The 24,835-nt window shown below is 62.4% G+C and carries 27 protein-coding genes, 1 tRNA gene and 1 other RNA gene; 22 read left to right on the forward strand and 7 right to left on the reverse strand.

The annotated features are described in order from the left end of the window. Nucleotides 1-28: 28 nt before the first annotated feature. The 4 genes from ACZ6WW_RS04930 to ACZ6WW_RS04945 form a co-directional block, all read right to left on the reverse strand. Nucleotides 29-1,237, reverse strand: coding sequence for an EmrA/EmrK family multidrug efflux transporter periplasmic adaptor subunit (locus ACZ6WW_RS04930; protein WP_465273227.1), 1,209 nt, complete (start codon nucleotides 1,235-1,237; stop codon nucleotides 29-31). Continuing rightward, nucleotides 1,224-2,756, reverse strand: a complete 1,533-nt coding sequence (locus ACZ6WW_RS04935) for an efflux transporter outer membrane subunit (protein ID WP_465273228.1) — start codon at nucleotides 2,754-2,756, stop codon at nucleotides 1,224-1,226. The genes ACZ6WW_RS04930 and ACZ6WW_RS04935 overlap by 14 nt, the downstream gene beginning before the upstream one ends. After that, nucleotides 2,753-3,277 (reverse strand): MarR family winged helix-turn-helix transcriptional regulator, encoded by a 525-nt coding sequence (locus ACZ6WW_RS04940; RefSeq protein ID WP_281848330.1) that lies wholly within the window; start codon nucleotides 3,275-3,277, stop codon nucleotides 2,753-2,755. The genes ACZ6WW_RS04935 and ACZ6WW_RS04940 overlap by 4 nt, the downstream gene beginning before the upstream one ends. 321 nt (nucleotides 3,278-3,598) lie before the next feature. Further along, complete coding sequence (locus ACZ6WW_RS04945) at nucleotides 3,599-4,375, reverse strand: TatD family hydrolase (RefSeq protein ID WP_465273229.1); 777 nt, start codon at nucleotides 4,373-4,375, stop codon at nucleotides 3,599-3,601. A 201-nt stretch (nucleotides 4,376-4,576) separates the two neighbouring features. Between ACZ6WW_RS04945 and ACZ6WW_RS04950 the strand changes: the two genes are divergently transcribed. Continuing rightward, nucleotides 4,577-5,143: a glycine zipper 2TM domain-containing protein gene (locus tag ACZ6WW_RS04950; protein WP_281848332.1), complete on the forward strand. Its 567-nt coding sequence runs from the start codon at nucleotides 4,577-4,579 to the stop codon at nucleotides 5,141-5,143. 12 nt (nucleotides 5,144-5,155) lie between these two features. Then, complete coding sequence (locus tag ACZ6WW_RS04955; RefSeq protein ID WP_281848333.1) at nucleotides 5,156-5,635, forward strand: outer membrane lipoprotein; 480 nt, start codon at nucleotides 5,156-5,158, stop codon at nucleotides 5,633-5,635. 100 nt (nucleotides 5,636-5,735) lie between these two features. On the opposite strand, the gene ACZ6WW_RS04960 is transcribed toward ACZ6WW_RS04955, so the two are convergent. Both ACZ6WW_RS04960 and ygfZ read right to left on the reverse strand, forming a co-directional pair. Further along, nucleotides 5,736-6,179 (reverse strand): cell wall hydrolase, encoded by a 444-nt coding sequence (locus ACZ6WW_RS04960; RefSeq protein WP_281848334.1) that lies wholly within the window; start codon nucleotides 6,177-6,179, stop codon nucleotides 5,736-5,738. A gap of 461 nt (nucleotides 6,180-6,640) precedes the next feature. Next, entirely contained in the window at nucleotides 6,641-7,438 is a 798-nt protein-coding gene (ygfZ, locus tag ACZ6WW_RS04965; RefSeq protein WP_465273230.1) for a CAF17-like 4Fe-4S cluster assembly/insertion protein YgfZ, read from the reverse strand. A 142-nt stretch (nucleotides 7,439-7,580) separates the two neighbouring features. Here ygfZ and ACZ6WW_RS04970 point away from each other — a divergent pair, with 142 nt between their 5' ends. The 15 genes from ACZ6WW_RS04970 to ACZ6WW_RS05040 all read left to right on the forward strand — a co-directional run bounded on the left by ACZ6WW_RS04970 (nucleotide 7,581) and on the right by ACZ6WW_RS05040 (nucleotide 21,075). Next, the gene (locus tag ACZ6WW_RS04970) at nucleotides 7,581-7,748 is read left to right on the forward strand and encodes a DUF1674 domain-containing protein (protein ID WP_281848336.1); all 168 of its coding nucleotides are present in this window, start codon (nucleotides 7,581-7,583) and stop codon (nucleotides 7,746-7,748) included. Between the two features lie 88 nt (nucleotides 7,749-7,836). Continuing rightward, a complete protein-coding gene (gene sdhC / locus ACZ6WW_RS04975; RefSeq protein ID WP_465273231.1) occupies nucleotides 7,837-8,232 on the forward strand; it encodes a succinate dehydrogenase, cytochrome b556 subunit in 396 nt (131 codons plus the stop codon). After that, a complete protein-coding gene (sdhD, locus tag ACZ6WW_RS04980; protein ID WP_465273232.1) occupies nucleotides 8,229-8,639 on the forward strand; it encodes a succinate dehydrogenase, hydrophobic membrane anchor protein in 411 nt (136 codons plus the stop codon). The genes sdhC and sdhD overlap by 4 nt, the downstream gene beginning before the upstream one ends. A gap of 6 nt (nucleotides 8,640-8,645) precedes the next feature. Next, nucleotides 8,646-10,433 carry a succinate dehydrogenase flavoprotein subunit gene (gene sdhA / locus ACZ6WW_RS04985; protein ID WP_281848339.1) on the forward strand — a complete coding sequence of 596 codons (1,788 nt, stop codon included), beginning with the start codon at nucleotides 8,646-8,648 and terminating at the stop codon, nucleotides 10,431-10,433. Between the two features lie 75 nt (nucleotides 10,434-10,508). Then, nucleotides 10,509-11,294: a succinate dehydrogenase iron-sulfur subunit gene (locus tag ACZ6WW_RS04990; protein ID WP_281848340.1), complete on the forward strand. Its 786-nt coding sequence runs from the start codon at nucleotides 10,509-10,511 to the stop codon at nucleotides 11,292-11,294. Nucleotides 11,295-11,355: 61 nt separating this feature from the next. Then, nucleotides 11,356-11,604, forward strand: coding sequence for an FAD assembly factor SdhE (locus tag ACZ6WW_RS04995; protein WP_465273233.1), 249 nt, complete (start codon nucleotides 11,356-11,358; stop codon nucleotides 11,602-11,604). After that, nucleotides 11,576-12,112: a protein YgfX gene (locus ACZ6WW_RS05000; RefSeq protein WP_465273234.1), complete on the forward strand. Its 537-nt coding sequence runs from the start codon at nucleotides 11,576-11,578 to the stop codon at nucleotides 12,110-12,112. Before ACZ6WW_RS04995 ends, ACZ6WW_RS05000 begins: the two co-directional genes overlap by 29 nt. A 160-nt stretch (nucleotides 12,113-12,272) precedes the next feature. After that, nucleotides 12,273-13,517 (forward strand): lipoprotein-releasing ABC transporter permease subunit, encoded by a 1,245-nt coding sequence (locus tag ACZ6WW_RS05005; protein ID WP_281848343.1) that lies wholly within the window; start codon nucleotides 12,273-12,275, stop codon nucleotides 13,515-13,517. Between the two features lie 4 nt (nucleotides 13,518-13,521). Further along, entirely contained in the window at nucleotides 13,522-14,244 is a 723-nt protein-coding gene (lolD, locus tag ACZ6WW_RS05010; protein ID WP_465273235.1) for a lipoprotein-releasing ABC transporter ATP-binding protein LolD, read from the forward strand. A 77-nt stretch (nucleotides 14,245-14,321) separates the two neighbouring features. Then, nucleotides 14,322-16,631, forward strand: a complete 2,310-nt coding sequence (locus ACZ6WW_RS05015; protein ID WP_465273236.1) for a DNA internalization-related competence protein ComEC/Rec2 — start codon at nucleotides 14,322-14,324, stop codon at nucleotides 16,629-16,631. Between the two features lie 102 nt (nucleotides 16,632-16,733). Beyond that, the gene (locus tag ACZ6WW_RS05020) at nucleotides 16,734-17,393 is read left to right on the forward strand and encodes a MotA/TolQ/ExbB proton channel family protein (protein ID WP_465273237.1); all 660 of its coding nucleotides are present in this window, start codon (nucleotides 16,734-16,736) and stop codon (nucleotides 17,391-17,393) included. A 5-nt stretch (nucleotides 17,394-17,398) separates the two neighbouring features. After that, entirely contained in the window at nucleotides 17,399-17,845 is a 447-nt protein-coding gene (locus tag ACZ6WW_RS05025) for an ExbD/TolR family protein (RefSeq protein ID WP_281848347.1), read from the forward strand. Continuing rightward, complete coding sequence (gene msbA / locus ACZ6WW_RS05030; protein ID WP_281848348.1) at nucleotides 17,842-19,614, forward strand: lipid A export permease/ATP-binding protein MsbA; 1,773 nt, start codon at nucleotides 17,842-17,844, stop codon at nucleotides 19,612-19,614. The genes ACZ6WW_RS05025 and msbA overlap by 4 nt, the downstream gene beginning before the upstream one ends. Before the next feature lie 13 nt (nucleotides 19,615-19,627). Further along, nucleotides 19,628-20,605: a tetraacyldisaccharide 4'-kinase gene (lpxK, locus tag ACZ6WW_RS05035; protein ID WP_465273238.1), complete on the forward strand. Its 978-nt coding sequence runs from the start codon at nucleotides 19,628-19,630 to the stop codon at nucleotides 20,603-20,605. A gap of 77 nt (nucleotides 20,606-20,682) precedes the next feature. Next, entirely contained in the window at nucleotides 20,683-21,075 is a 393-nt protein-coding gene (locus tag ACZ6WW_RS05040; RefSeq protein ID WP_465273239.1) for a DUF6165 family protein, read from the forward strand. Nucleotides 21,076-21,358: 283 nt separating this feature from the next. On the opposite strand, the gene ACZ6WW_RS05045 is transcribed toward ACZ6WW_RS05040, so the two are convergent. Continuing rightward, a complete protein-coding gene (locus tag ACZ6WW_RS05045; RefSeq protein ID WP_465273240.1) occupies nucleotides 21,359-22,402 on the reverse strand; it encodes a glycosyltransferase family 9 protein in 1,044 nt (347 codons plus the stop codon). A 40-nt stretch (nucleotides 22,403-22,442) separates the two neighbouring features. On the opposite strand from ACZ6WW_RS05045, the gene ACZ6WW_RS05050 reads away from it, so the two are divergent. The 5 genes from ACZ6WW_RS05050 (at nucleotide 22,443) to ffs (ending at nucleotide 24,778) form a co-directional block, all read left to right on the forward strand. Then, complete coding sequence (locus ACZ6WW_RS05050) at nucleotides 22,443-23,174, forward strand: 3-deoxy-D-manno-octulosonic acid kinase (RefSeq protein WP_465273241.1); 732 nt, start codon at nucleotides 22,443-22,445, stop codon at nucleotides 23,172-23,174. Continuing rightward, the gene (locus ACZ6WW_RS05055; protein ID WP_465273242.1) at nucleotides 23,171-23,929 is read left to right on the forward strand and encodes an MBL fold metallo-hydrolase; all 759 of its coding nucleotides are present in this window, start codon (nucleotides 23,171-23,173) and stop codon (nucleotides 23,927-23,929) included. Before ACZ6WW_RS05050 ends, ACZ6WW_RS05055 begins: the two co-directional genes overlap by 4 nt. Before the next feature lie 26 nt (nucleotides 23,930-23,955). Next, nucleotides 23,956-24,462, forward strand: a complete 507-nt coding sequence (locus tag ACZ6WW_RS05060) for a DinB family protein (protein ID WP_281848354.1) — start codon at nucleotides 23,956-23,958, stop codon at nucleotides 24,460-24,462. 90 nt (nucleotides 24,463-24,552) lie between these two features. Further along, nucleotides 24,553-24,645, forward strand: a tRNA-Ser gene (locus tag ACZ6WW_RS05065). A 36-nt stretch (nucleotides 24,646-24,681) separates the two neighbouring features. Then, nucleotides 24,682-24,778, forward strand: an RNA gene (gene ffs / locus ACZ6WW_RS05070) — signal recognition particle sRNA small type. The last annotated feature ends 57 nt before the right edge of the window (nucleotides 24,779-24,835 follow it).

The following is a 24,835-nucleotide window of genomic DNA, read 5'->3' on the forward strand; positions in this document are numbered from 1 at the left end:
GAAGGAATGGCGGGATGGGGTGGTTACCTCAGTTCGCGCTCGCCGCCTTGCCCAGATTGGCTTGAATGACCTGATCGGCCTCCGCATCCGCCTTGCTCGCCATCTGGTCGTAGACCGAGGTCTGCGCCAACGGCTTGTCGGACGGCGCCTGCGCCAGGGCCGCGCCATGGTCGTCGGTGATGTCGATGGTGACTTCGGTCGACAGGCCCACGCGCAGCGGATGCTTGTCCAGATCCTGATCGTTCAACGCAATGCGTACCGGCACACGCTGCACGACCTTGATCCAGTTGCCGGTGGCGTTCTGCGCCGGCAGCAGCGAGAACGCGCTACCCGTGCCGGCGCCCAGGCCGATCACCTTGCCGTGGTATTCGACACTGCTGCCGTAGACGTCGGAAACGATCTTCGCCGGCTGGCCGATGCGGATGTGGCGAAGCTGGCCTTCCTTGAAATTGGCGTCCACCCATAGATCGTGCAGCGGCACCACGGTCATCAGCTGCTGGCCAGGTTGCACGCTATTGCCCAGCTGTACGCTGCGCTGCGCGACATAACCGCTGACCGGCGCGTAGATGTCGTTGCGCTGGGCCGCCACCCAGGCAGCGCGGAAATTCGCGCGTGCCTGTTCCACGGCCGGGTTGTTGACGACCTGGGTGCCTTCGATCGACGCGTGCGCGGCCGAGGCCTGGGCCTGGGCGGTGACCAGCGAGGCGCGTGCCTGATCGACGGCGTCGCGCAGATGCTGGATGTTTTCCGGCGCTTCGGCCTGTTCGGCGATCAGCGGCAGGCGACGCTTGAGATCCGCCTCGGCCTTCTTCAGGTTGATCTGTGCGGTGACGACCTGCGCGTCCGCGCTACTGGCCGAATCGGTCTGCTGACGGACCTGGCGCACCGCCTGTGCCAACTGGCTGCGTGCCTGACGCAAGCGTACGTCCGCATCGGTGCTGTCGAGTTTCACCAGCACCTGGCCGGCTTCGACACGCTGTGTGTCGTCGGCAAAGATGGCCACCACTGTGCCGGGCACTTGGGTGGACAACGCGACCTGATTGCCACCGACATAGGCGTCGTCCGTGGTCTCGCGCTTGGAGAACACGAACAGCCACAACAACAGCCACGCGAGCGCGGCAAGGATAAAAACCAGGGCGACGATCAGCAGTGCGCGACGGCGCTTGCCTGGATCCTTGGCAGCCAGGCCGCTGTCGTTATCGTCCGTGGGCTTGGCGGTGGATTCACTGGCGCTCATGGGCGGCGTCTCCGGAAGAGGTGGAAGGCGTGGAAGTGGAGGCTGTCGTGTCGGACGTCTGGCGATAACCGCCACCGAGCGCCTTGATCAGGCTCAGATCGGTGGACAGCGCTTGCGCGTGCAGGCTGACGGCATCGTCCTGTTGCTGCAGCAACTGGGCCGTTGCGGCGAGTTGTTCGCGTGCGTCGCGCACACCTTGCCGGGCGCGCGCTTGCGCCGTGCCGACCAGACGCTGGTTGGCGTCGATCTGTTTGGTCTTTTCCTGGCGACGCGCGGCCAGTTGTTCCGCGCCGAGCGCCTGGGTGGCGACATCGCGCGCGGCATCGGTGACCGTGCTGTTGTACTGCGCGATCGCCGCATCGAGCTGCGCACGACTCACACCGTAGGCAGCTTGCAGGCGGCCACCTTCGAAGATCGGCAAGTGCAGGGCGGGGGTCAGGCCGAAGACGCGACTGCCGCGCGAGAAGATATTGCCGAGATCGCCGCTGCCGCCACTGGCCAGACCCGGGATATTCGGACCGCCCTGGTTGGTGCTGGACAGGCCGACCATCGCGCTCACGCTGACATCGGGATAGAACTGCGCGCGCGCTTCATCGGTCTGCTTGAGCGCCGATTCGACCTGCCAGCGGCTGGCTGCGATATCGGGGCGACGCGCGACCAGATCCAGGCGAGCATCATCGGGCAGGCCGCTCTTGATTTCAGGTAAGGGCCGCGGCGAAAGCGCCGGCAGTTCCGCCTGTGAGACGCCGAGCAGGGCGGCCAGTGCAGCGAGACGAATCTTGCCGGAGCCGTCGAGCGCTACGCGCATCTGGCGCGTGGCCGAGAGCTGGCTTTCCGACTGTTGCACGGTATCGGACAGGTCCACGCCCTGGCGTACGCGCAGCTGCGCGATGCGCAACAGACGCTCCTGCGTGCTGATCGCCTGATCGGCGAGCTGCAGGCGCGCATGATCGGCCAGCCAACCGAAGTAGGTATCGGCAACCGCGTTCTGAATCGTGAGTGCGGCGGCACTGCGTTGCGCTTCGGCGGCGTGCGCCTGATCCAGCGCGGCTTCGATGGCGGATTTTTTCTTGCCCCACCAGTCGAAATCGTAGTCGAACTGCACGCCGAGATCGGCCTGGTTGTACCAGGTGAAACCGAGGAACTGCGGCGGGATCATGCCGTGTTCGCTCAGGCGTTGACGCGTGACTTGCGCGCTGCCGTTGATGGTCAGTCCCGCCTGCGCAGCGGCGACGCGTACGTTCTGTTCGGCGTTCTGCACACGCGAGTGCGCCTGGGCCAGATCGGGCGATTGCTTCATCGCCAGTTCGATCAGGTTGTCCAGCTGCGGGTCGTTATAGACCTTCCACCACTGCGCATCGGGCCAGCCGGCACGATTCGTGGTCTGCAGGCCGGCCAAGGGCACGTCGTCGCGTAGCGTCGGATGCGAGATCTTGGCCGGTATCGCACAACCGGCCAACAAGGCGGTCAGCGCGGCGGCGAGTATCCAGCGCGTGGATGTCGTCGGAGCTTGCTTCATGATTGGGCGTCCGCGTCCAGATGATCGAGATTGACCGCCAGTTTGCGTAGCAGGCGGCTGAAACTGCGTTTTTCGGTGTCGCTGAAACCGACGAAGACTTCCATCAGCTGGGGGAACATCGGTGGCAGCATCTTGCGTACGAATTGTCGCCCCGCCGGGGTGATGCGGATGGTGACGCGGCGTCGATCTTCCTTGCTGTTCTGCCGGGTGATCAGGCCGCGCTTGACCAGCGCATTGGCGATGCGCGTCATGTTGGTCGGCCCCTGCGAAGTGAATTCGCACAGTTCACCCGGTGTCGACGTTCCATCGGGTCGACTGAACAGGATATTGAGCGTCATGAACTCGCTGTCGTTGAGCTTGTGTGGTTTCAGCTTGCGAGCGAGCTCTTCTTCGACACGCGCGCCGACCAGCCGTATCAGCCGCGCGATGGTGGCTTCACAGGCGGGCAGGTCGGGGATGTTTTCTTTGATCTGCGAAATGCCCTCGTCGAGCATCAGGATGCAGGGGTTCAACTTGGTCATTTCATCAGAGCATAGTTCACCGGTGAAATAAAACGATAGCAATAGGCGCTGTTGGACGGCAAGTGCCAAGGGCAGGGCTCAAATGCCGCTACCTTGCAGCAGCGACTTCTGAGAACCCTTTCCTAGTCGTCATCCCGGCGTAGGCCGGGATCCAGTGACTTTGTGATCGGTTGTCGCGAGAGCCAGCAAGCATCCGCTCTATCGCGAAAACCGAAGCTCGAAGCCACTGGATCCCGGCCTGCGCCGGGATGACGATGATGGAAACAGAGGGTATTCGAGGTTCCGTCACGGCCGGTCGCGACTGAAGTCGCTCCTAGCAAGCTAGGTGGCTTGCGGAATGTTGAACAGTTTTGTTGCATTGGCCGACGTCGCCGCAGCGACGCTCTCGGCGCTTTCCCCGCGCAACTGCGCGACCGTCTCCAACACTTCAACCAGAAAAGCAGGCTCATTCCGCTGCCCACGATGCGTCGCCAGCGGTTGGTCAGGCGAGTCGGTTTCCAGTAGCAGATATTCGATCGGCATCTCCGCGACGACACGGCGCAGGCGTTGCGCCCGCTCATAGGTAATCGGACCGCCGATGCCGATGCAGAAATCCAGCTCGAACAACTGACGCGCCTGTTCGACGCTGCCCGAGAAGCTGTGCGCCACGCCGCGCAATCCGCCGCTGCGCCGCAAGGCCAATGTCACTTCCTCCAACGCCTTGCGGGCATGCAGGATCACCGGCAGTTGCATGTCTCGTGCAATGTCCAGCTGGCGATGAAAGTAGAAGCGCTGATCCTCGGCAGAGAGACCCTCGACAAAGAAATCCAGGCCGATCTCGCCGACCGCAACCGCGCCACCGTTGGCCAGCCAGCCGGGTAGGGCATCCAGATGTTCGGGGCGATGTTGTGCCAGGAACATAGGGTGCAGGCCATAAGCGGGGTGCAGGCCGGGGTGGCTGTCGCAGAGCTGTCGGATCTTCTCCCAACTGGGCGCGTCGACACCGGGAATGATCTGCGTGTTGACGCCGGCCGTGCGGGCACGCGCGATGGATGCCTCACGGTCGGTATCGAAACTGACGTCGTCCAGGTGTACGTGCGTGTCGACCAGGGCATGCATAGGTGCGTTCGTTTGGCAATCGTTCAAATGGAAATAGCGGATTCGTATCACGTTCTGTCAACGGCAGCTGGCCGTTAATGTCGCGTGTCGGTTCGGTCTAGCCCGTATTCAGTTAACGAGCGGTATCAATGCCGCCGCTGGTCCGCGCTTTGGGGGCGCATGGCGTCGACGCGACCAGGAACACTTATGAGGAGAGTCACCATGAACAGGTTGATAGTCAATGCGCTTTATGTGGGGATGTCGGCTGCGCTGGCACTAAGCCTGTCTGCCTGCGACCGCGACGCCAATGCCGACCCGGGTACCACCGCCGGTGCGGCAGGGGATAACGGGGCCAAATTCGGCCGCGTAGTCAGTGTCGACCCGGTGCATGACACCGCGCCGCAGCGCGTCTGCCACGATGAGGTCGTCACGCATACCGCGCCGCCGAAGGATCAGCATCAGATCGCCGGCATGGCCATCGGTGCCGTGGCGGGCGGTCTGCTCGGTAACCAGGTCGGCAGTGGTAAAGGCCGCACGCTGGCCACGGTGGCCGGCGCGGTCGGCGGCGGTTATGCCGGCAAGCGCATCGAGGAAAGCCACCAGCATGGCCAGGTCACCCAGCAGGTCGAACACCGTTGCTCGACGACCGCCGGCGACCCGAACAAGATTGTGGCGTACGATGTTCGCTACGAGTACAAGGGTGTGACTCGCACGATACGCATGGACCATGATCCGGGCGATCGCGTACAGGTTCAGGAAGGTGTGGTTGCCGTTTCAGACGCTCGCTAAGGAGGCGACATCATGCTTATGTCAAACAACAAGTGGATCGCAGGTGTGCTGGTCGCTGCCAGCGTCAGTCTGGCCGGTTGCCAGCCGTACGACACCCGTCCGCGCTACAGCGATCGTCCGCCGCCGCCGCCCGTGCAGCAGGGGCGCTACGGTTGCCAGTGCGGCGTGGTGCAGAACATCCAGCAGGTCAATACCGGCGGCGGTGGCAATGGCGGCACGCTGGGCGCTGTGATTGGTGCCGTGGCAGGCGGTGTGCTGGGCAGCACCATCGGCAAGGGCGATGGCCGTACGGCCGCTACCGTGGTCGGTGCGGTGGGCGGTGGCGTGGTCGGTAACCAGATCGGCAAGAACAGCGATGGCGGCGGTTACGCGTTCCAGATCAACATTCGCATGGACGATGGTCGCTACGCCACGGTGACGCAGCGCGAAGATCCGCAGCTTCGCCCTGGCGACTATGTGGAAATTCGCGGCGATCACGTTTATCCGCGTTGATTTGTTTGGACGTCTAGACGTTTAAACGATGAAAAATAAAAGGCCCTCGAATGAGGGCCTTTTTTTATGCCTTGAAAAAGGCTGCAGGGTGTTCTGAGTTTTAGTTGACGCGATAGAACGTGTGTTCGCCGATGGTGCTGACGGCTTTGCCGTTATTGTTGCGCGACCAAAGCGGCGATACGGCTACAGTGGCGAAGTGATCTGCATGAGGAACAAGCAGGCGACGTTCCGCAAGCGGCAGCGCCCAGTTGTTGATCGATTCGCCGGCAATCTTCCATGCTTTGTTGAATGCATCGAGATTGCTGACGTCGAACGTTGCTGGTGTGGTGGCGGTCGCAAATTGATGCGGCGATTTCACCACTTCACATACAGTGTTGCCCCACTGGCCGCGTTCACGCCGGCGCAGTGCTACTTCAGCCACGGCGAACTGCCCGTTCGTCGGCTCACTGCGGGCTTCGAGATACACCGTCGTTGCCAGGCAGGTCTGGTCAGCGAGGGGTTGAGGCAGCACGGACGCTAACCACAACAACATAGAAAGTTTCATTTCTGCCTCCAACGTGCTGTACGCGCGAAGTCAAAAAACAACTTCGAGCGCCGTTGCGGTGGACGGGCGGGCAGGCCGTTCCACCTGGATTACTCGTTCATGCCGAAACTTGTGGCCGAACGCTTTGCCGCGGGATTGCGGCTTACTTGAGTGGCTGTCCGGGAGCCGCTCGCGTATTCGTTGCTGACACAACAAGACGCAGTGCCCTCAAAGAGCACTACATACCTGCAACAGCTGATCCGCACGATGGCGGTTGTCTACGCCGGCATCTTCAGCCGGGTCGCGCCGATCCGGACCCCTCCGGTTCGTCGCGTAATTGGACACCTCCGTTTGGAGGCATCTCTCATTTGACCGGCGGAGCCTAAAGGTCGATTGCTGAACTGGCAAGTGCCGTAACTATCAAATTCACGTGGCGCTCACGTTTATGTTTTTGCGATACACATTCAACTGCGATCTATCTCTCAGTTTGGCCAGCGTTCGCTGAAAGTTACGCAAACTTTTTCATGAACGATCTCTAACGTGTTGTCGTGCAAGCCTTCGAGCAGTTCGTCGGCGACGACAGCGAGCGCGTTGTATTGATTGTTTTGCTCGACAACATCGAGCAAACGCAACGTCTCGCGCTCATCGCTGCGCCATACGGTGCCTGCGTCAACTTGTCGCGACAATACGACACTGTGCATATGCCGCTTGTTCCCGCCGCGATAGTGCAGACGCGCAACGATTTCCTGTCCCGGATAGCAACCCTTGTCGATCGATACCGCGTGCAGGTGATGCAATGAAATCATCGGTGGTAACAGTTGATTCAATGCGTCGTTTGGCAGCCATGGCCAACCCATGTGCAGTTGCGGCAAACACCATGCGTTGTCGCTTGCTTCACCGATCACCAGACTGTGCGTATCGCAACCAAGCGATGTGCGTGCATCGTCATGTTCGACAGCGTGCATGTTCATCGCTGCACTTGTCGAAAGCGTGCGCGGAGCAAACGCAGTCAACGTGACTTTTGAACGAAACACGAAACGCTTCATTGCATCGACGATGTCTTGCGCGCGACCGCCGCGCAACAGCAACAGCAGGCGATCGTCGGCGATGCGCGCCACATGAAACAGCGCGATCACGCGTCCTTTCGCATCGAGCCAGGCGCTGAAGCGCCATTGCCCTGTCGGGATATCGTCGATGCGGCTGCTCAGCTGGGCCTGTGCGAAAGCGATGGCATCGGGGCCTTCGATCGCAAGAGTTTCGGCGAGATAGGGTGAAGTCATAGACCATCGAACCTGGGGGCGGGTGGTACCAAGCTCAAGTGTCCGGAGGCTTGTGGCGGCATGTGTCTTGCAGGTCTGGCGGCGTCCGTCAAGGTTGTGCTGTATTGCCGCAAGTATTACGCTTCCGCGGCTTTATAAAACCATGTCCGATACCTCCTCTCAAACCGAAACCAAGCCCGTGCCCGCTCCTGCGGGGCCTGCCGCCGTGCCTGTCACGCCGGCCACGGACAAGGCACCGGTCGAGCGGCCGGCGCCCGATCCCACCCGCTACGGCGATTGGGAAAAGAACGGTCGCTGTATCGACTTCTGACTAGGTCTGCGCCGGCGTTGGCGTCGGCTTGGGTTTGGACAGGGGTGGGCGGTAAGGGCATCAGCGATTCCAAACCAGGATAGCCGCCATGGCAGACACCCGACGACCGCTCTCTCCCCATCTACAGATATATAAGTGGCAAGTGCAGATGGTGACCTCCATCGTGCATCGCGCCACCGGCATTGCTTTGGCCGTCGGTACCTTGATGGTGCTGTGGGGCTTGCTGGCGCTGGCCGGCGGCGAGTCGACGTTCAACCAGTTCAAGACCTGCACGGGCAGCCCGATCGGGTTGGTCCTCCTGTTTGGCTGGACCTGGGCCCTGTTCTACCACCTGTGCAACGGCATCCGACACCTGATCCAGGACGTTGGCGCTGGCTACCAGATCGCGCAGTTCCTGCGTTCAAGCTGGGCCTCGATCATCGTCAGCGTCGTGCTGACCGTGGCCGTGTGGGCCTACGTGCTCTCCGCCGGAGGTGCCGCATGAGCGCCAACGACAACAGCAAGGTCGCCAAGGATTTCCGCAATCCACTCAAGCGCGCTCGCGGCCTGGGTTCGGCCCAGTCGGGCGTTGGCCACTGGTGGACGCAGCGCTTGACCGCCGCCGCGCTGGTGGTGCTGGTGCTGTGGTTCGTCGCCACCGTGCTCGGCCTGCTGCATGCCGACTACGCCACCGCACGCGCCACCGTGGCCAAGCCATGGAACGCCGTGCTGCTGGCCGCTTTCATCATCACTGTGTTCTGGCATGCCGTGCTGGGCCTGCAGGTGGTGATCGAAGATTACGTGCACACCCGCTGGAAAGAAGTTTCCTCGATGGTGTTGATCAGGTTCCTCGCGGTGTTGGGCACGCTCGCTGGCGTGCTGGCCGTGCTGCGCATCGCTCTGGGGGCATAAGAGCCAATGGAAAGCTACAAGATTCAACAACATAAGTATGACGTGATCGTGGTCGGCGCCGGTGGCGCGGGCCTGCGTGCCACGTTCGGCCTGGCCGAGAAGGGCCTCAAGGCGGCCTGCATCACCAAGGTGTTCCCGACCCGTTCGCATACGGTCGCGGCCCAGGGTGGTATTTCCGCCGCGCTCGGCAACATGGGCGAAGACGACTGGCGCTTCCACTTCTACGACACCATCAAGGGGTCGGACTGGCTGGGCGACCAGGACGCGATCGAATACATGTGCCGCGAGGCCATTCCCTCGATCATCGAGCTGGAACATTACGGCGTGCCGTTCTCGCGTACCGAGGAAGGCAAGATCTACCAGCGTCCGTTCGGCGGCATGACCACGCACTACGGCAAGGGCACCGCGCAGCGCACCTGCGCCGCGGCCGACCGTACCGGCCACGCGATCCTGCATACGCTGTATCAGCAGGCGCTGGCGCACGACGCCACGTTCTTTATCGAATACTTCGCCATCGACCTGGTCTTTGACGAAGAGGGCGTCTGCCGCGGCGTGCTCGCGCTGGACATGAACGAAGGCACCTTGCACTTCTTCCGCGGTCACGCGGTGGTGCTGGCGACCGGTGGCTACGGTCGTGCCTACTTCAGCGCCACCTCGGCGCATACCTGCACCGGCGATGGTGGCGGCATGGTGCTGCGCGCGGGCCTCGCGCTGCAGGACATGGAGTTCGTGCAGTTCCACCCGACGGGCATCTATGGCTCGGGCTGCCTGATCACCGAAGGCGTGCGTGGCGAAGGCGGTTACCTGACCAACTCCAACGGCGAGCGCTTCATGGAGCGCTATGCGCCCAACGCGAAGGATCTGGCCTCGCGCGACGTTGTCAGTCGTGCGATGACCATGGAAATCCGTGAAGGCCGCGGCGTAGGCGAGCACAAGGATCACATCCACATCAACCTGATGCACCTGGGCAAGGACGTGATTCATGAGCGTCTGCCGGGTATCGCCGAGTCGGCGCGCATCTTTGCCGGTGTGGACGTGACCAAGGAGCCGATTCCGGTGATCCCGACCGTCCACTACAACATGGGCGGTATCCCGACCAACTATCACGGCGAAGTCGTGCAGAAGCGCGGCGATAACGTCGATGCAGTGGTGCCGGGCCTGTTCGCCATCGGCGAAGCGGCCTGCGTGTCGGTGCATGGCGCTAACCGCCTGGGCTCGAACTCGCTGCTCGATCTGGTGGTGTTCGGCCGTGCGGTGGCCCACCGTTGCGCCGAGATCATCAAGCCCAACACCTCGCACAAGGACCTCCCGGCCAGCGTGCTGGACAAGGCCCTGGGTCGTTTCGACGGTCTGCGTCACGCCAAGGGCAGTCTGCCGACGGCGAAGATCCGCGCTGAAATGCAGCGCACCATGCAGTCGGACGCCGCGGTGTTCCGTACTGACGAGTCGCTCAAGGAAGGCTGCCGGAAGATCACTGCCGCTTACGACTCCTTCAAGGATGTCGGCGTCAGCGATCGTTCGATGGTGTGGAACTCCGACCTGATCGAAACGCTGGAGTTGTCGAACCTGCTGGGTCAGGCCGTGGCCACGATGTATTCGGCCGAGCAGCGTCCGGAAAGCCGCGGTGCGCATGCACGCGAGGATTTCCCGGACCGCAACGATCACGAGTGGCAGAAGCACACGCTGGTGTCGGTGGACGACAACGGCAAGGCGTCGTTCGACTTCCGCCCGGTGCATATGTACACGATGACCAGCGACGTCGAAGTGGTGCCGCCGAAGAAGCGCGTTTACTAAGCGCGCGTCTTTTCTCGAATGCTGTAAGGCGCCCGCCTAGGCGGGCTGTCAGCCAAGTAAAACAGTGAGGCAATCGTGGCCGAGTTCACGCTACCCAAAAATTCGAAGGTCCAGCAGGGCCAGCACTTTCCGGCCAAGGACGCGAAAAAACCGCGTACCTTCCGGATCTATCGCTGGACGCCGGACGACGGCAAGAATCCGCGCATCGACAGCTACGAGGTCGATCTGGCCGCATGTGGCCCGATGGTTCTGGACGCACTGCTGAAGATCAAGAACGAAATCGATCCGACGCTGACGCTGCGCCGCTCCTGCCGCGAAGGCATCTGCGGTTCCTGCGCGATGAACATCGACGGCACCAACACCCTGGCGTGCACCCGCGCGATCGAAGATTGCGCCTCGGGCGACGTCAAGATCTATCCGCTGCCGCATATGCCGGTGGTGAAGGATCTGGTGCCTGACCTGACCCACTTCTACGCCCAGTTCGCCTCGATCAAGCCCTGGCTGCGTACGCAGAGCCCGGCGCCGGCCGACAAGGAGCGCCTGCAGTCGCCGGAAGACCGCAAGAAGCTCGATGGTCTGTACGAGTGCATCCTGTGCGCCTGCTGCTCGACCAGCTGCCCGAGCTACTGGTGGAATGGCGACAAGTACCTGGGTCCGGCGATCCTGCTGCAGGCCTACCGCTGGATCGTCGACAGCCGCGATGAAGACACCGGTGCGCGCCTGGACGATCTGGAAGATCCGTTCAAGCTGTATCGCTGCCACACCATCATGAACTGCGCCCGCACCTGCCCGAAGGGTCTGAACCCGGCCAAGGCGATTGCGGAGATCAAGAAGCTGATCGTCGAGCGCCGCGCGCCCTGACGGCGATGGCCGGCAGGGACCGATCCCCGCCGGCCCTATCGCGGTTTACGGTCTGAACGCTATGGACGAAGCCCGCATCAAGCGCCTGCGCTGGCGCACCCGCCGTGGTACCCGGGAGCTCGACGCCCTGTTCGGCGGCTGGCTCGAAGATCATTTTGCCGGTGCCGATAAAGCCACCCGGCAGGCATTCGACGAATTGCTCGACGTGCAGGACCCGGATCTCTGGGACTGGGTCATGGGCCACGCCCAGCCCGAACGCGCAGACTGGAAGCGCATCATCGATGACATCCGAGCCCGGCATTCGCTTTGAGTATCGGCCTTCGCGGCTGCCTTTGTACCTGGCGTCGAGTGGCTTGTGCCTGGTCTTGCTGGCGGTGTTCGCCACCGATATTCCGCTGATTTTGCGGTTCTCGATAACGACTGCGGCGCTGATGCTGGCGTTCTATCGACAGCGCCATGCGGCGGATCGCGCTGTACGCCGAGTCCAGTGGGCCTCCGATGGAACCTGGACCCTTGATCTGACCAGTGGCCGTGAAGTCGCGATGGAGCTGGACACGTTCCGGACGTTTGGTTCGCACGTCGTGCTGAATCTGCGCTCTGACGATGCGGTAGGGCCGATCCTTTGGCTGGCCGGCGACAACACCGATGAGACGACACGACGGCGATTGCGCATGCGTTTGGCCAAGGCCGCATCGGCAGAGCTGCCGGAGACCCTCCCTGATCCGTCATCCCGGCGAACGCCGGGATCCAGTGCCTTGCGCTCCAACGTGCGAAAGACGCTGGGCCCCGGCGTTCGCCGGGGCGACGATGGGAAGTGAGATTGTTTGAAGCTTCCATCAATCGCCGGGGCGCCGAACCCATGAAAACTTGCCGCATTTCCCCGTATCGGGCACTTTAGCCAGCGCAACGCGGTCATATGCCCGATAATGCCTGCTCTGGGCGGCCATAGCCCTGCGACTCCTAATAAGCGACCCATTCATGTTTCGACCGCTAGAGCTTTTCATCGGCTTGCGCTACACCCGCGCCAAACGGCGCAACCAGTTCATCTCGTTTATCTCGGCGGTTTCGATTATCTGCATTGCGATCAGCGTGACCGCGCTGATTGCCGTGTTGTCGGTGATGAACGGCTTCGATAGCGAATTGCGTTCGCGCATCCTCGGTGCGATTTCGCATGCGACCGTCTCCGGCCTGCCGGGCGAGAGCGTGCAGGATTGGCACAAGGCGGTGCAGGTGGCCGATGCCAACGCGCACGTCAAGGGCGCGGCGCCGTATGTGGAAGCGCAGGCAATGCTGCTTGGCCGGCGTTCGAGCGGTGCCATCGTGCGTGGCATCGAGCCCGATCAGGAGCCGAAGGTTTCCGATATCAACACGCATATGGTGGAGGGCACGCTGGACGGCCTGACACCGCGTAGCTGGAATATCGTGCTGGGCAAGGAGCTGGCGCTGCAGTTGGGCGTCAACACCGGCGATACGGTGATCATGGTGGTGCCGCAGTTTCGCGGCACGCCGATGGGCTCGGTGCCGCGCCAGCGCGCTTTCAAGGTCAGTGGCGTGTTCGAGCTGGGTATGCAGGAGTTCGACTCGGGCCTGGCGCTGGTCAATATGACCGATGCCGAAGTACTCAATGATCTGAACGGCCCCACCGGCGTTCGCCTGAAGCTCGACGATCTGTTCAACGCACGCCCCGTAGCGCGCGAGCTGGCCGACGCGCTGGGCCAGACCTATCGCGTCGAAACCTGGATGGACAGCCACGCCAATTTCTTCTCCGCCATTTCGATGGAGAAGAAAGTCATGTTCATCATCCTGTCGCTGATCATCCTGGTCGCGGTGATCAACCTGATCTCGATGCTGATGATGCTGGTCACCGACAAGCAGGCCGATATCGCCATCCTGCGCACGCTTGGCGCAACGCCGCTCAGCATCATGGGCACCTTCATGGTGCAAGGCGTGTTGGTGGGTTTTGTCGGCATCGGTGTCGGTGTCGGCCTGGGTTCGTTGCTGTCGTGGAAGCTGCCGGTCATTGTCAAATGGATCGAGCACACCTTCCATGTGACCTTCCTCTCGCCGGACGTCTACTACATCAGCGAATTGCCCAGCCAGTTGTTGGCCTCGGACGTGGGCTGGGTGACGCTGATCACCTTCGGCTTCTCGTTGTTGGCCACCTTGTATCCCGCGTGGCGCGCCTCGCGCACGCAGCCGGCGCAGGCGCTGCGCTATGAGTGATTTCATGAATCAGACTGCTCCAGACCAGCCCGTTGTGAACCAGCCCGTCGTGCTGCGCGCCAGGAATATCGCCAAGACGTACGAAGAGGGCGGTTTGAATACCCAGGTGCTGAGCAATGTGAGCTTCGAGCTGCGTCGCGGCGAGACCTTGGCTATTGTCGGTGCATCGGGCTCGGGCAAGAGCACACTGCTGCATATCATCGGCGGCCTGGATACGCTCACCGCTGGCGAGGTCGAGGTGGAAGGGCGCCTGCTCTCCAAACTCTCCGACGCTGAGCGTGGTCGCGTGCGCAATCGCTCGCTGGGTTTCATCTATCAGTTCCATCATTTGTTGCCCGAGTTCACCGCGCTGGAGAACGTCTGCATGCCGTTGCTGATTCGCGGCGTCGCCATTGCGCAGGCGGAAAAAGAGGCGAAAGCGCTACTCGATCGCGTGGGCTTGAGCAAACGCATCGAACACAAGCCCGGAGAGCTTTCCGGCGGCGAGCGCCAACGTTGCGCGGTCGCGCGCGCCTTGGTGACCCGGCCGGCCTGCGTGCTGGGTGACGAGCCTACTGGCAATCTGGACGAAGGCAATGCCGCACAGGTCTATGAGCTGATGCTGGAGCTCAATCGCGAAATCGGCACCAGTTTTATTCTGGTCACGCACGATAGTCGCCTTGCCGGGCGCATGGACCGAACTCTGGAACTGCACAACGGCAGTTTGATGGAGCGCCAGCGCGCCTGATTTTCACGCGCGAAGCCTACGAGGCTTTCGTCCTGGAACGGGACGCGCATCGGCCGGGCTGACTTCATCCTTGCGGGATGATCGGTCTGTCGCGATTTACCGGCGTAGTGCCGCTGAGCCTGAGCATGCTCGGCGGTGCCCTCACTGTCGCCTGTCTGCCGAACTTGTTATCGCGCTATGGCATTACCGCGATTACCTTGGTCTTGCTCGCGGTGGCTTGCCGTTGGCGTGGGTGTCGGCTACCGGCGTTTTTTGCGCTTGGCTTTGCCTGGGCAACGATCCACGGTTCGCTGGCGATGGAAGCCCGCTTGCCAGATACCTTGTACGGCAAGAACGTACTTGTGACCGGACACATCGATGGCCTTCCGGTGGCACGGTCGGACGCAACCCGTTTCATGCTGCGTATCGAGCAGGCTGAGCTGGATGGCCAGCCACTCGACTTGCGCGGCAAGCTTCGTCTCTCCTGGCACAGGCCTCGCCTCCATTTGCCGGCCTGCTCGCGCTGGCGATTGATGCTGCGGCTGAAGCGTCCGCGCGGCCTGGTCAATCCCGGCGGCATCGACAGCGAACGCGTCGCGCTGACCAATCGCATCGTAGCGACCGGCTATGTGCGCGAAGACGCCGCGAACACGATGCTCGCCGATTCAGGCACGTGTGTGGATGGCTGGCGAGAGAGCTTGAGCCAGCGCATTGCCGAGCGAGTGGCGGACCGCCGCGACGCGGCTTCGTTGCGTGCGTTTGCCGTAGGCGATACGCGGGGGCTCGATAACCGCGATTGGGAAATCGCGCGGGCGAATGGCATTCCGCACCTGATCGCCATCTCCGGTTTTCACGTCGGCGTTGCGGCGATCGGCGGCGTATGGCTGGTGCAACTGCTTTATCTGCTGTGGCCGGCGCTGGGGGTACGTATACCTGCGCCGATCGCAAAAGCCGTCATGGCACTACTGGTCGCCGCTGGCTACGGCGTATTGGCCGGGCTTGGCGTGGCGACGGTTCGAACGTTATTGATGATTGCAGTCATCGCGTGGGCTCGCTGCCTTCGGCGACAGCCCGATGCGGCAGTCTCACTCGCCATCGCGTTGATCGCGATGCTGTTGCTCGATCCGCTTTCGGTGCTGACGGCCGGATTCTGGTTGTCGTTCGTCGGTGTAGCTTTGCTGATGTTCTGCCTCAAGACGCGGCGGGGCGGCTGGCGCGGTTTCATACGCGAGTTGTGTTCGGCTCAGTGGCTGATGACGGTCTCGCTGCTGCCGTTGACGATGTGGTTTTTCGGCGAGGCTTCTCTGGTTGGTGCACTCTCCAACTTGCTAGCGATCCCGGTGGTGAGCCTGCTCGTCGTGCCGGGGGTTTTGTTGAGTATGGTCTTGCTCATGCTCTGTCCACCTTTGGCGACGCCGCTTCTGTGGCTGCTTGCCGGGCTGATGCATGGGCAATGGTGGGTATTCGAACAACTGGCGCGGTTGCCGGGTGCGCATTGGTATCTGCCGCAGGTTCGGCTATGGGCTTTGCTGTGCGCGCTGATCGGTGCCGTATGGATGTTCTCCCCGCGAGGCGTGCCTCTGCGCATACTCGGCGCGTTGCTGTTTCTGCCTCTGTTGTTTCCGCCGCTATCGCCCCCCAAGCAAGGGGCCTTTGAAATGTGGATGCTGGATGTCGGGCAGGGGCTGGCAATCCTGCTGCGCACACAACATCACACGCTGGTGTATGACACCGGTGCTGGATATTCCGCCGATTTCACTATGGGCGATGCCGTGGTGTTGCCCTCGATGCGGGCATTGGGCTGGAGTTGGCTCGACCGACTCATCGTCAGTCATGCGGACAACGATCACGCCGGTGGCGCGCAGGCGGTGATGCGCGCGTTTCCCGAGGCCATCGCAACCACAGGCGAGCCGGAACGCCTGCCTGATCTTGCGCGATGCGAATCGGGCGAAAACTGGATATGGGATGACGTGCGCTTCAGCCTGATCCAGCCGCGCAGTAGTCCGGGCAGTTCAAATAACGATCGATCCTGTGTGCTGCTGGTGGAGGGGCGAGGCGGCAGTCTTGTCATCGGTGGCGATATCTCGGCGAAGGTCGAAGCCAGGTTGCTGGACCGCTTTCCGCTGTCCTCGCCCACCGTATTGCTGGCACCGCATCACGGCAGCCGCAACTCATCCAGCGAGCACTTTATTGCCGCGGTCCAGCCATCGCTGGCCCTGGTCTCCGCAGGCTGGCGCAGCCGCTTCGGCCATCCGCATCCGCGGGTGGTCGAGCGTTACGGCGCAGCCGGCGTTCTCTTGCTGAATACCGCCGATACGGGGGCCGTTCGCATCGATTTTCCCGCCGACGCCGCGCCGCATGTTGCAGCACGATGGCGTCAGGTTCGGCGCCCATACTGGCGCGAATAGCCCAAAAGGCGGGTCACCCCCGGGAACGGGCGCGATTGCACGGAAACGAACGACGGCGCTGCTATGATTCGCGCTTCGTTAACGTTTGGGAGCGCAGGGCTCGTGCTGGATATCCTGATGGCTGGCGGTTGGGCGATGTTGCCCATCCTGATCTGTTCGGCGGTCGCACTGGCGATCGTGCTTGAGCGCTGTTGGACCCTGCGCCGTTCCGCGGTGCTACCGGCAGGTCTGGGCGACGAGGTGCGCAATTGGGCGCGCTCCGGTCAGCTCGATCCCGCCCACCTGCAGACGTTGGCCAACGGTTCGCCGTTGGGCGAGCTCCTGGCCGCCGCGCTCGCGGTGCGCAATCGTCCGCGCGAATTGATCAAGGAACGCATCGAGGACACCGGCCGCCATGTCGTGCACAACATGGAGCGTTACCTCAATACCCTGGGTACGATCGCACTGATCGGCCCGCTGCTTGGCTTGCTTGGTACCGTGATCGGCCTGATCCGCATGTTCATGGAAGTGATGCGCGGCGGTGTCGGCGACCCGATGAAGATGGCCGGCGGTATCGGCGAGGCGCTGATCTGCACCGCGTCGGGTCTGGTCGTGGCGATTCCCGCCTATGTGCTGCACCGTTATTTCCGTTCCAAGGTCGCCGGCCATGTGGTCGAGATGGAAAAGCAGGCGACGGCCTTGCTGGACGAACTGACCCCGGCGCCCCCGGCACCGCGCACGCGTCGTAGCAGCGCGGCCAGCGCAGAATCGAGCGCGGGCTGACACGCATGCGTATCGGCAATGATCGCCGGCAGGACGATTTCGAGATCAACGTGATCTCGCTGATCGACGTGCTGCTGACCCTACTGATGTTTTTCGTGCTGACTACCACGTTTATCCAGCATTCGCGGATGCAGGTGACCCTGCCCAAGGCGAGCGCGGAAGAGCGCGACATGCAGGCGCCCGCGGTCACTGTCGTGGTCGACCGCGACGGGCATTTCTTCGTGGGCAGCGATGAAGTGCATGGTGAGGGCATCGAACCGCTCAAGCAGGCGATCGCACAGGCCGCCGGTGACGATCGCGAACGCCAGGTCACGATCCGGGCCGATGCGATGACGGCGCATCAGAACGTGGTCATCGCGATGGATGCGCTCGGGCAATTGGGCTTTACCAAGCTGTCGATCGCGACGACGCCGAGCGAAGCCGCGCCGACCGACGCAGGCAGCGCCAAGTGAGCAAGAAAACCGGTTCTGTCTGGGGCAGCGACTCCTGGCAGACGTACAAGCGCCTGCTTGGTTATCTCAAGCCGTATCGCGCCATCGGTGCGATATCGCTGCTCGGCATGGCGATTGAAAGCGGCTGCCTGGCCGCTTTCGTCAAATTGCTGCGTCCGCTGATCGACCAGTTGCTGGCCGAGAAGGACCCGTATCTGATTTTCTGGATGCCGATCTGGATCATCGGCATTTTTCTGTTGCGTGGCGCGGGGATATTCATCAACGACTACGGCATTTCGTATATCGGCCGTAACATCGTGCAGACCATGCGACGCGATGTGTTTTCCGCCTATCTGCGCCTGCCCGCACGTTTTTTTGGCGACGAGCATTCCGGCCAGCAGGTTTCGCGCATCACCTACACCAGTGAGCAGGTCGCGTCCGCGTCGACCGACGCGGTGAAGGTCGCGGTCACCGAAAGCCTGACCGTGCTCGGCATGCTCTACGTCATGCTGAGCAACAGCGCCTACCTGACCATGGCCTTGTTCGTCATGGTGCCAGCCATTGTCTTGATCGTGACTGTGGTGAGCCGTCGCTATCGGAATATCAGCCGGCGTATCCAGGGCACCATGGGCGCGGTGACCGGCACAGTGGAAGAGTCGGTCGGCGCGCATCGCGAAGTGCGCATTTATGGCGGCCAGGAACACGAGTCCAAGCGATTCGAGGAAGTCACCAACTACAGTCGTCGCCTGAACCTGAAAGTATCCGCGACCAGCGCGATGTCCAGCGCCACCGTGCAGACCGCCGCGGCGTTTGCGCTCGCCCTGCTGGTCTACCTGGGTACGCGCCCCGGTGAGATCGACAAGATCTCGCCCGGCGTGTTTATTTCCGTGCTTACCGCGATGGGCGGCATGATGCCGTCGCTGAAGCGACTGACCAATGTGCAATCGAACGTGCAGCGCGGTCTGGCCGCATGCGACGACCTGTTCGAGATCATCGACATGCCGCCGGAGATGGATCATGGCACGCGCGTGCTCGAACGTACGCAGGGCGATATCGCATTCAAGGACGTCCGGCTGGTGTATCCACGCAACCAGTTCGAAGCGCTGCGCGGTATCGATCTGCAATGTCGCCCCGGTACGGTGACGGCCCTGGTCGGCCGTTCGGGCAGCGGCAAGAGCAGCCTGGTCAGCCTGTTGCCGCGTTTCTATGAGCCCAGCGGCGGCACGATTACCGTCGACGGCGAGGACTATCAAGGCTATACGCTTGCCTCGCTGCGTCGGCAGATTGCCTGGGTAGGGCAGAGCGTGGTGCTGTTCGACGGTACGGTCGCCGATAATATTGCTTACGGCGAACTCGCCGGTTCCAGCGACGCGGCGATCGTTGCCGCGGCGGAGGCCGCCAATGCAATGGAGTTCATCGCCAAGCTGCCCAACGGTATCCACACGCCGATCGGCCAGGGCGGCAACATGCTTTCCGGCGGTCAACGCCAGCGCATCGCCATCGCACGCGCGATTCTGAAGAATGCACCCATCCTGGTGCTGGATGAAGCGACCAGCGCCCTGGATACCGAGTCGGAACGGCTGATCCAGCAGGCGCTGCAGCGCCTGATGCGCGATCGCACCACCTTGGTCATCGCGCATCGCCTTTCCACCATTGAGGGTGCCGACCAGATCGCCGTGATGGACCAGGGTCGCATCGTCGAGCGTGGTACCCACGACCAGTTGTTGGCGATGAGCGGCCACTATGCCGCCTTGCATCGCATGCAGTTCCACGAGAAGCCGAGCGACTGAGGCGCCCACGACGGTGCTGGCCGATACGCTTCAATCCGCCTGGTATGGAAAGGGACGCGCGCCCTGGTGGGCCTGGCCGCTGAGTGCGCTTTATGGCGGACTGATCCGCCTGCGTCGTGCGCTTTATCGCGCTGGTACCTTCAGCAGCGAGCGCTTGCCCGTTCCGGTCATCGTCATCGGCAATATCAGCGTGGGCGGTACCGGCAAGACGCCGCTGACCATCGCGGTTGCCGAAGCGCTGCAGCATTACGGTTTGCGTCCTGGCGTGGTCAGCCGCGGGTATGGCGGTACGCAACGTGAGCCGATGCTGCTGGGCGCGGCCCCCGATCCGGCGCAGGTGGGCGACGAGCCCTGCCTGATCCGTGCGAGCGGGGTCGAAGTGGCGATCGGGCGTGATCGTCCGGCGGCCGCGCGACTGTTGCTGGAGGCCGGCTGCGATGTCGTGATCGCCGATGATGGGCTGCAGCACTACCGCCTGGCCCGCGATATCGAAATCTGCGTCATCGACGGTCAGCGTCGCTTCGGCAATGGCCGTCTGCTTCCGGCAGGCCCGTTGCGCGAGCCGATGGGGCGGCTGGCATCGACCGATTTTCGGGTTTGCAACGGTGGTCGGCCCGAGGCCGGCGAAGTGCCGATGACGCTTGCCGGCGGTCAGGCACGCGCGCTGCTGGACGGGCATACCCAAGCCCTCGCCGAATTTGCCGGGCAGCGGGTACGCGCTATCGCGGCGATCGGTAACCCGGGGCGCTTCTTCGACAGCTTGCGCAGCTACGGGCTGGACGTGGTGGAGCAGGCCTTTCCCGATCACCACGCCTATACCGCGGCCGAGCTGGATTTCCACGACAGCTTGCCGCTGCTGATGACCGAGAAAGACGCGGTCAAATGCGCGCCGTTCGCCCAGCCGCATTGGTGGGCGGTACCTGTGCGGGCGGAGCTGCCTGCGTCGTTTCTGGCGGCCCTTATTCAGCGTGTCGGGGCCCTGAAGCGCTGAGCCCGGCCGGGGCTGGTTTATCATGGGTGTCCGGGCTATCCCGCACATCCATTCTGCAAGCGCTTTTCGGAGACGTCATGAGCCTTATCCAAACGCCGGTGTCCTACGGCGAACTGATCGACAAGATCACCATTCTCGAAATCAAGTCGCGTCAGATTACCGACCCGGCCAAGCTGGCCAATGTGCGCAACGAGCTGGACCTGCTCAATGCGACCTGGGCCAATGACGCCGCTTCGAAGACGGATATTTCCCGTGAGCGTGCCGATCTGCTCAAGGTCAATGAAACCTTGTGGGATATCGAAGACCGTATTCGCCTGAAGGAAAAGGCGCAGGCATTCGATCAGGAATTTATCGAGCTTGCTCGCGCGGTGTATTTCCGCAATGACGAGCGCGCTGCGTTCAAGCGCGAGATCAATCTCAAGCTTGGGTCGCAGTTGGTGGAAGAGAAGTCATACCAGAATTACCGCTGACAAGGTGTCGTGGCGGCCGCGACTGAAGTAGCTCCTACAAGCTAGTTATGCCTACCTAAGTTTATAGAAGCGACTTCAGGACACCTCTAAAAACCCTTCCTACTCGTCATCCCGGCGCAGGCCGGGATCCAGTGACTTTGCGATCGGTTACCGCCAGAACGTTCAAGCATTTGCTCTATCGCGAAGATCGAAAACCGAAGCCGCTGAATCCCGGCCTGCGCCGGGATGACGATAAGAGGACTGAGGTTATTCGAGGCTCCCTTCAGTCGCGGCCGCTTTCATATCACCCCAGGCCCAAGAACGCCGCACACGCCTCAAACCGCTCGATCACCGCATCCACCGAAATCAAATCCATCACCCCGGGCTTTTCGATCTTCGTGCCCCAGGGAATCTCGTTCGCCGGCTTGCCCAGATACTTGCGTGACGCCGCGTCGTACATGTTCACGCACCAGCGTCGATCCGAGTAAGGACCGGAACGGTCCGGATTGCTCGCGGCATGTAAGCCCAGCACCTTGCAGCCGACCGTATTGGCCATATGCATCGGCCCCGAATCGGGCGTCAGCAGCATCGGTGCGCGGGCAAGCATCGCCATCAACTGCTTGAGGGTGTCCTTGCCGGTCAGGTCGAGTGGCTTGTGATGTGTGGTGGCGAGGATGGTGTCGGCCATGCTGCGCTCAAGCGCCGACGGTCCGCCGACCAGTACCACGCGCCAGCCCTTGGCGGCGGCATGGTCCATGACCTGGGCGTAGCGCGCCGGCTCCCAGTTGCGTAGCGCATGGCTCGATGTCGGGCTGACCAGCAACGTCGGCGTATCGCCGGGAAGCTTTTCCGCTGCCCAGGCATGCGCCTCATCGGGAATCGGGATATCCCAACGCACTTCACGTTGTTTCAGTCCCAGCGGCTCGCAGAAGCTGCCGATGGCGTCGAGCACATGCTCGCCGGTTCGTGCGGGAATACGTTCGTTGATCACCAGGCCGTGCAGATCCTTGGCGCGCGCGTGGTCGTAACCGATGCGGCGTTTCGCGCGAACTCCCAGGCTGAGGAGATTCGAACGCATGGCCACCTGCATCTGCAGCAAGGCGTCAAACCGCTGATTTTGCAAACTTTCGCGTACGGCGCGCATGCCGCCCCAGCCGGCGCCCTTGTCGAAGGTGACGAATTCCACGTCAGGAAGGTCGCCAACCAGCTTGCGCTCGAGTTTGCCGACGATCCAGGTCAGCCGCGTTTGCGGCCAGGCCTGCTGCAGGGTCCGGACCAGCGGGACGACGTGTGTGACATCGCCGATGGCCGAGGTGCGCAACAGGCAGATCGAGGTGGGAGCGGACATAAGGCCTTCGGTTAGAATGGTCGAACGAGTTGAACCGGGCATGATGATGCAAGAGCAAGTCCGTGAGGACGCCGGTGGAGCGATTTTGTTCGACGCCGCCGCATCGCCACAAGTCGACGGTAACTGGTTCGCGCCGGCCTACTGGAGCGAACGGGGTGCCTTGCGCACCCAGGCGGGCGGGCGCGGTGGCATCGCGATCGTCGATACCCCCGCGGGCGAATGCGTGCTGAAGCATTATCGGCGCGGCGGCATGGTGGCCGCGTTGATGGGCGATCGCTATCTGTGGAGCGGCCCCGATCGCACGCGAGGCTTTCAGGAGCTGCGCCTGCTTGGCGTGATCGCCGAGCTCGGATTGCCCGGCCCCAGGCCCGTGGCGACACGGTATATCCGTCATGGCCTGTTCTATAGCGCCGATCTGCTGACTGGTCGTATTCAAGACGCCTCGACGCTGGCCGAGTATCTCGCCCAGGGGCGCCTGGACGACACCCTGGCTGTTGCCGTCGGCGATGTGATCGCGCGGTTTCATCGCGCCGGTATCTGGCATGCCGATCTCAATGCACACAACGTGCTGATCGCCGATACCGGTTTGTACCTGATCGACTTCGATCGCGGCGAACGGCGCGCGCCGGAACGCGCCTGGCAGCAAGCCAACCTGCAGCGGCTGCGCCGATCGCTGCTCAAGCTTGGCGCTGCGGGGCAGGGCGAGGCGGTGTTCGACGCAACGATCTGGAAGCCCCTGATCGAACGCTACGAGCGTACCCTTACGTCATGAACTGGACTCTGCATTTTCTCGGTGTCGGTGCGGCACATGCGGTCGAGCTGGGCTCGTCTGCTGCGGTGCTCGAATGCGACGGCAAACCGGCGCTGCTGATCGACTGCGGTCCGGACACACTCGATCGTTACATGGCCGCCTATGGCGAGCCGCCGCGTGCCTTGTACATCACGCATACGCATATGGATCATGTGGCCGGCCTGGAGCGGACGTTCTTCCGCCTGTGGTTCGACGAAACCTTGCGTGGTCAGACGCGCTTGTTCGCGCACGCCGGTTTGATCCCCTGGCTGCAGACGCGTGTCGCGGATTATCCGGGCGTACTCGCCGAGGGCGGGGTGAATTTCTGGGAGGCGTTCCGGTTGGTGCCTTGCAGTCGCGGCTTCTGGCTGGATGGCCTCTGGTTCGATGTGTTCGCCACGCGTCACCATATGCCCGGTACCTCCTATGGCCTCGCGTTGGATGGCAGTTTTGCCTATACCGGCGACACGCGCCCGATACCGGAAGTGCTCGCCCGCTACGCCGGCGGCAACGAAATCATCGCGCATGACTGCGGTATAGCCGGCAATCCATCCCATACTGGCGTGGACGATGTCGAGCGCGAATACCCGACTGAATGGCGCGAGCGTTTGCGGCTTTATCACTACGGCAGCCATACCGATGGCGCGACCTTGCAATCGCGTGGTTTCCAGATCGCCAGGGCCGGCGATCGCATCGCCTTGCCCACGCCGCCACCGCCACGTGCGGATGCCGGTTGATCCCCTTTTAGAACGAGAATCGAAGCATGAGTACGCAATCGCTGCGCCGTTTCGCCCGCTACAAGGCCTGGGCCGACCGGATGATTTTCGAGGCCGCCGCCAAGTTGCCGGAAGAGGAGCTGTTGCGCCCGCGCCAAGTGGTTTTCGGCAGCATGCTGGCGATGCTCACTCACGTGTACACGATCGACAAGGTTTTCCAGGCCCATCTCGAAGGCCGTGAGCATGGATTCACCGCTCGTATCACCAGCGAAAAGATCGCGCTGGACGAGCTGGCCCGGCGTCAGTTCGAACTGGACGAGTGGTATGTCGCCTGGGCCGATGGGCTTGGCGAGGCAGACGTCGACGAAACCGTGCAATTCGGCTTTATCGGTGGCGGCGAGGGCGCCATGACCAAGGCCGAAATCCTGCTGCACCTGGTCAGCCACACCAATTATCACCGCGGGTTTGTCGCCGATATGTTCTACGGAGCCGGTGCGAGGCCGCCGACCACCGATTTCCCGGTCTTCCTGCGCGATGTGGCCCAGGTCGCCTGAGACATGTCTCTTGTCACTGGTCCCTCCGCCCGCTATCCTTTCGCCTCTTTGCCGGGCCAATAGGCCTCGCAGCGCAGGTTTCACCACCGCGGAGAGGTGTCCGAGTGGTTGAAGGAGCACGCCTGGAAAGTGTGTATACGGCTTATCCCCGTATCGCGGGTTCGAATCCCGCCCTCTCCGCCAGTGAGTGAACCCTCGCAATAAAGTCTATGGTGGCCCTGTCGGTCCCCCCGCGACGATAGTTCGTAAACTCCGCCAGGTCCGGAAGGAAGCAACGGTAGCGAACGATTCGGGTGCCGGGGTGTGGCTGGCAGGGCCGCCGCCTTTCTGGGCCGCGTAGCGGCCGGGCTGCAAAGCAGCGCGCACCTTGGCA

It is taken from the genome of Dyella sp. NPDC103356 (assembly GCF_055584465.1).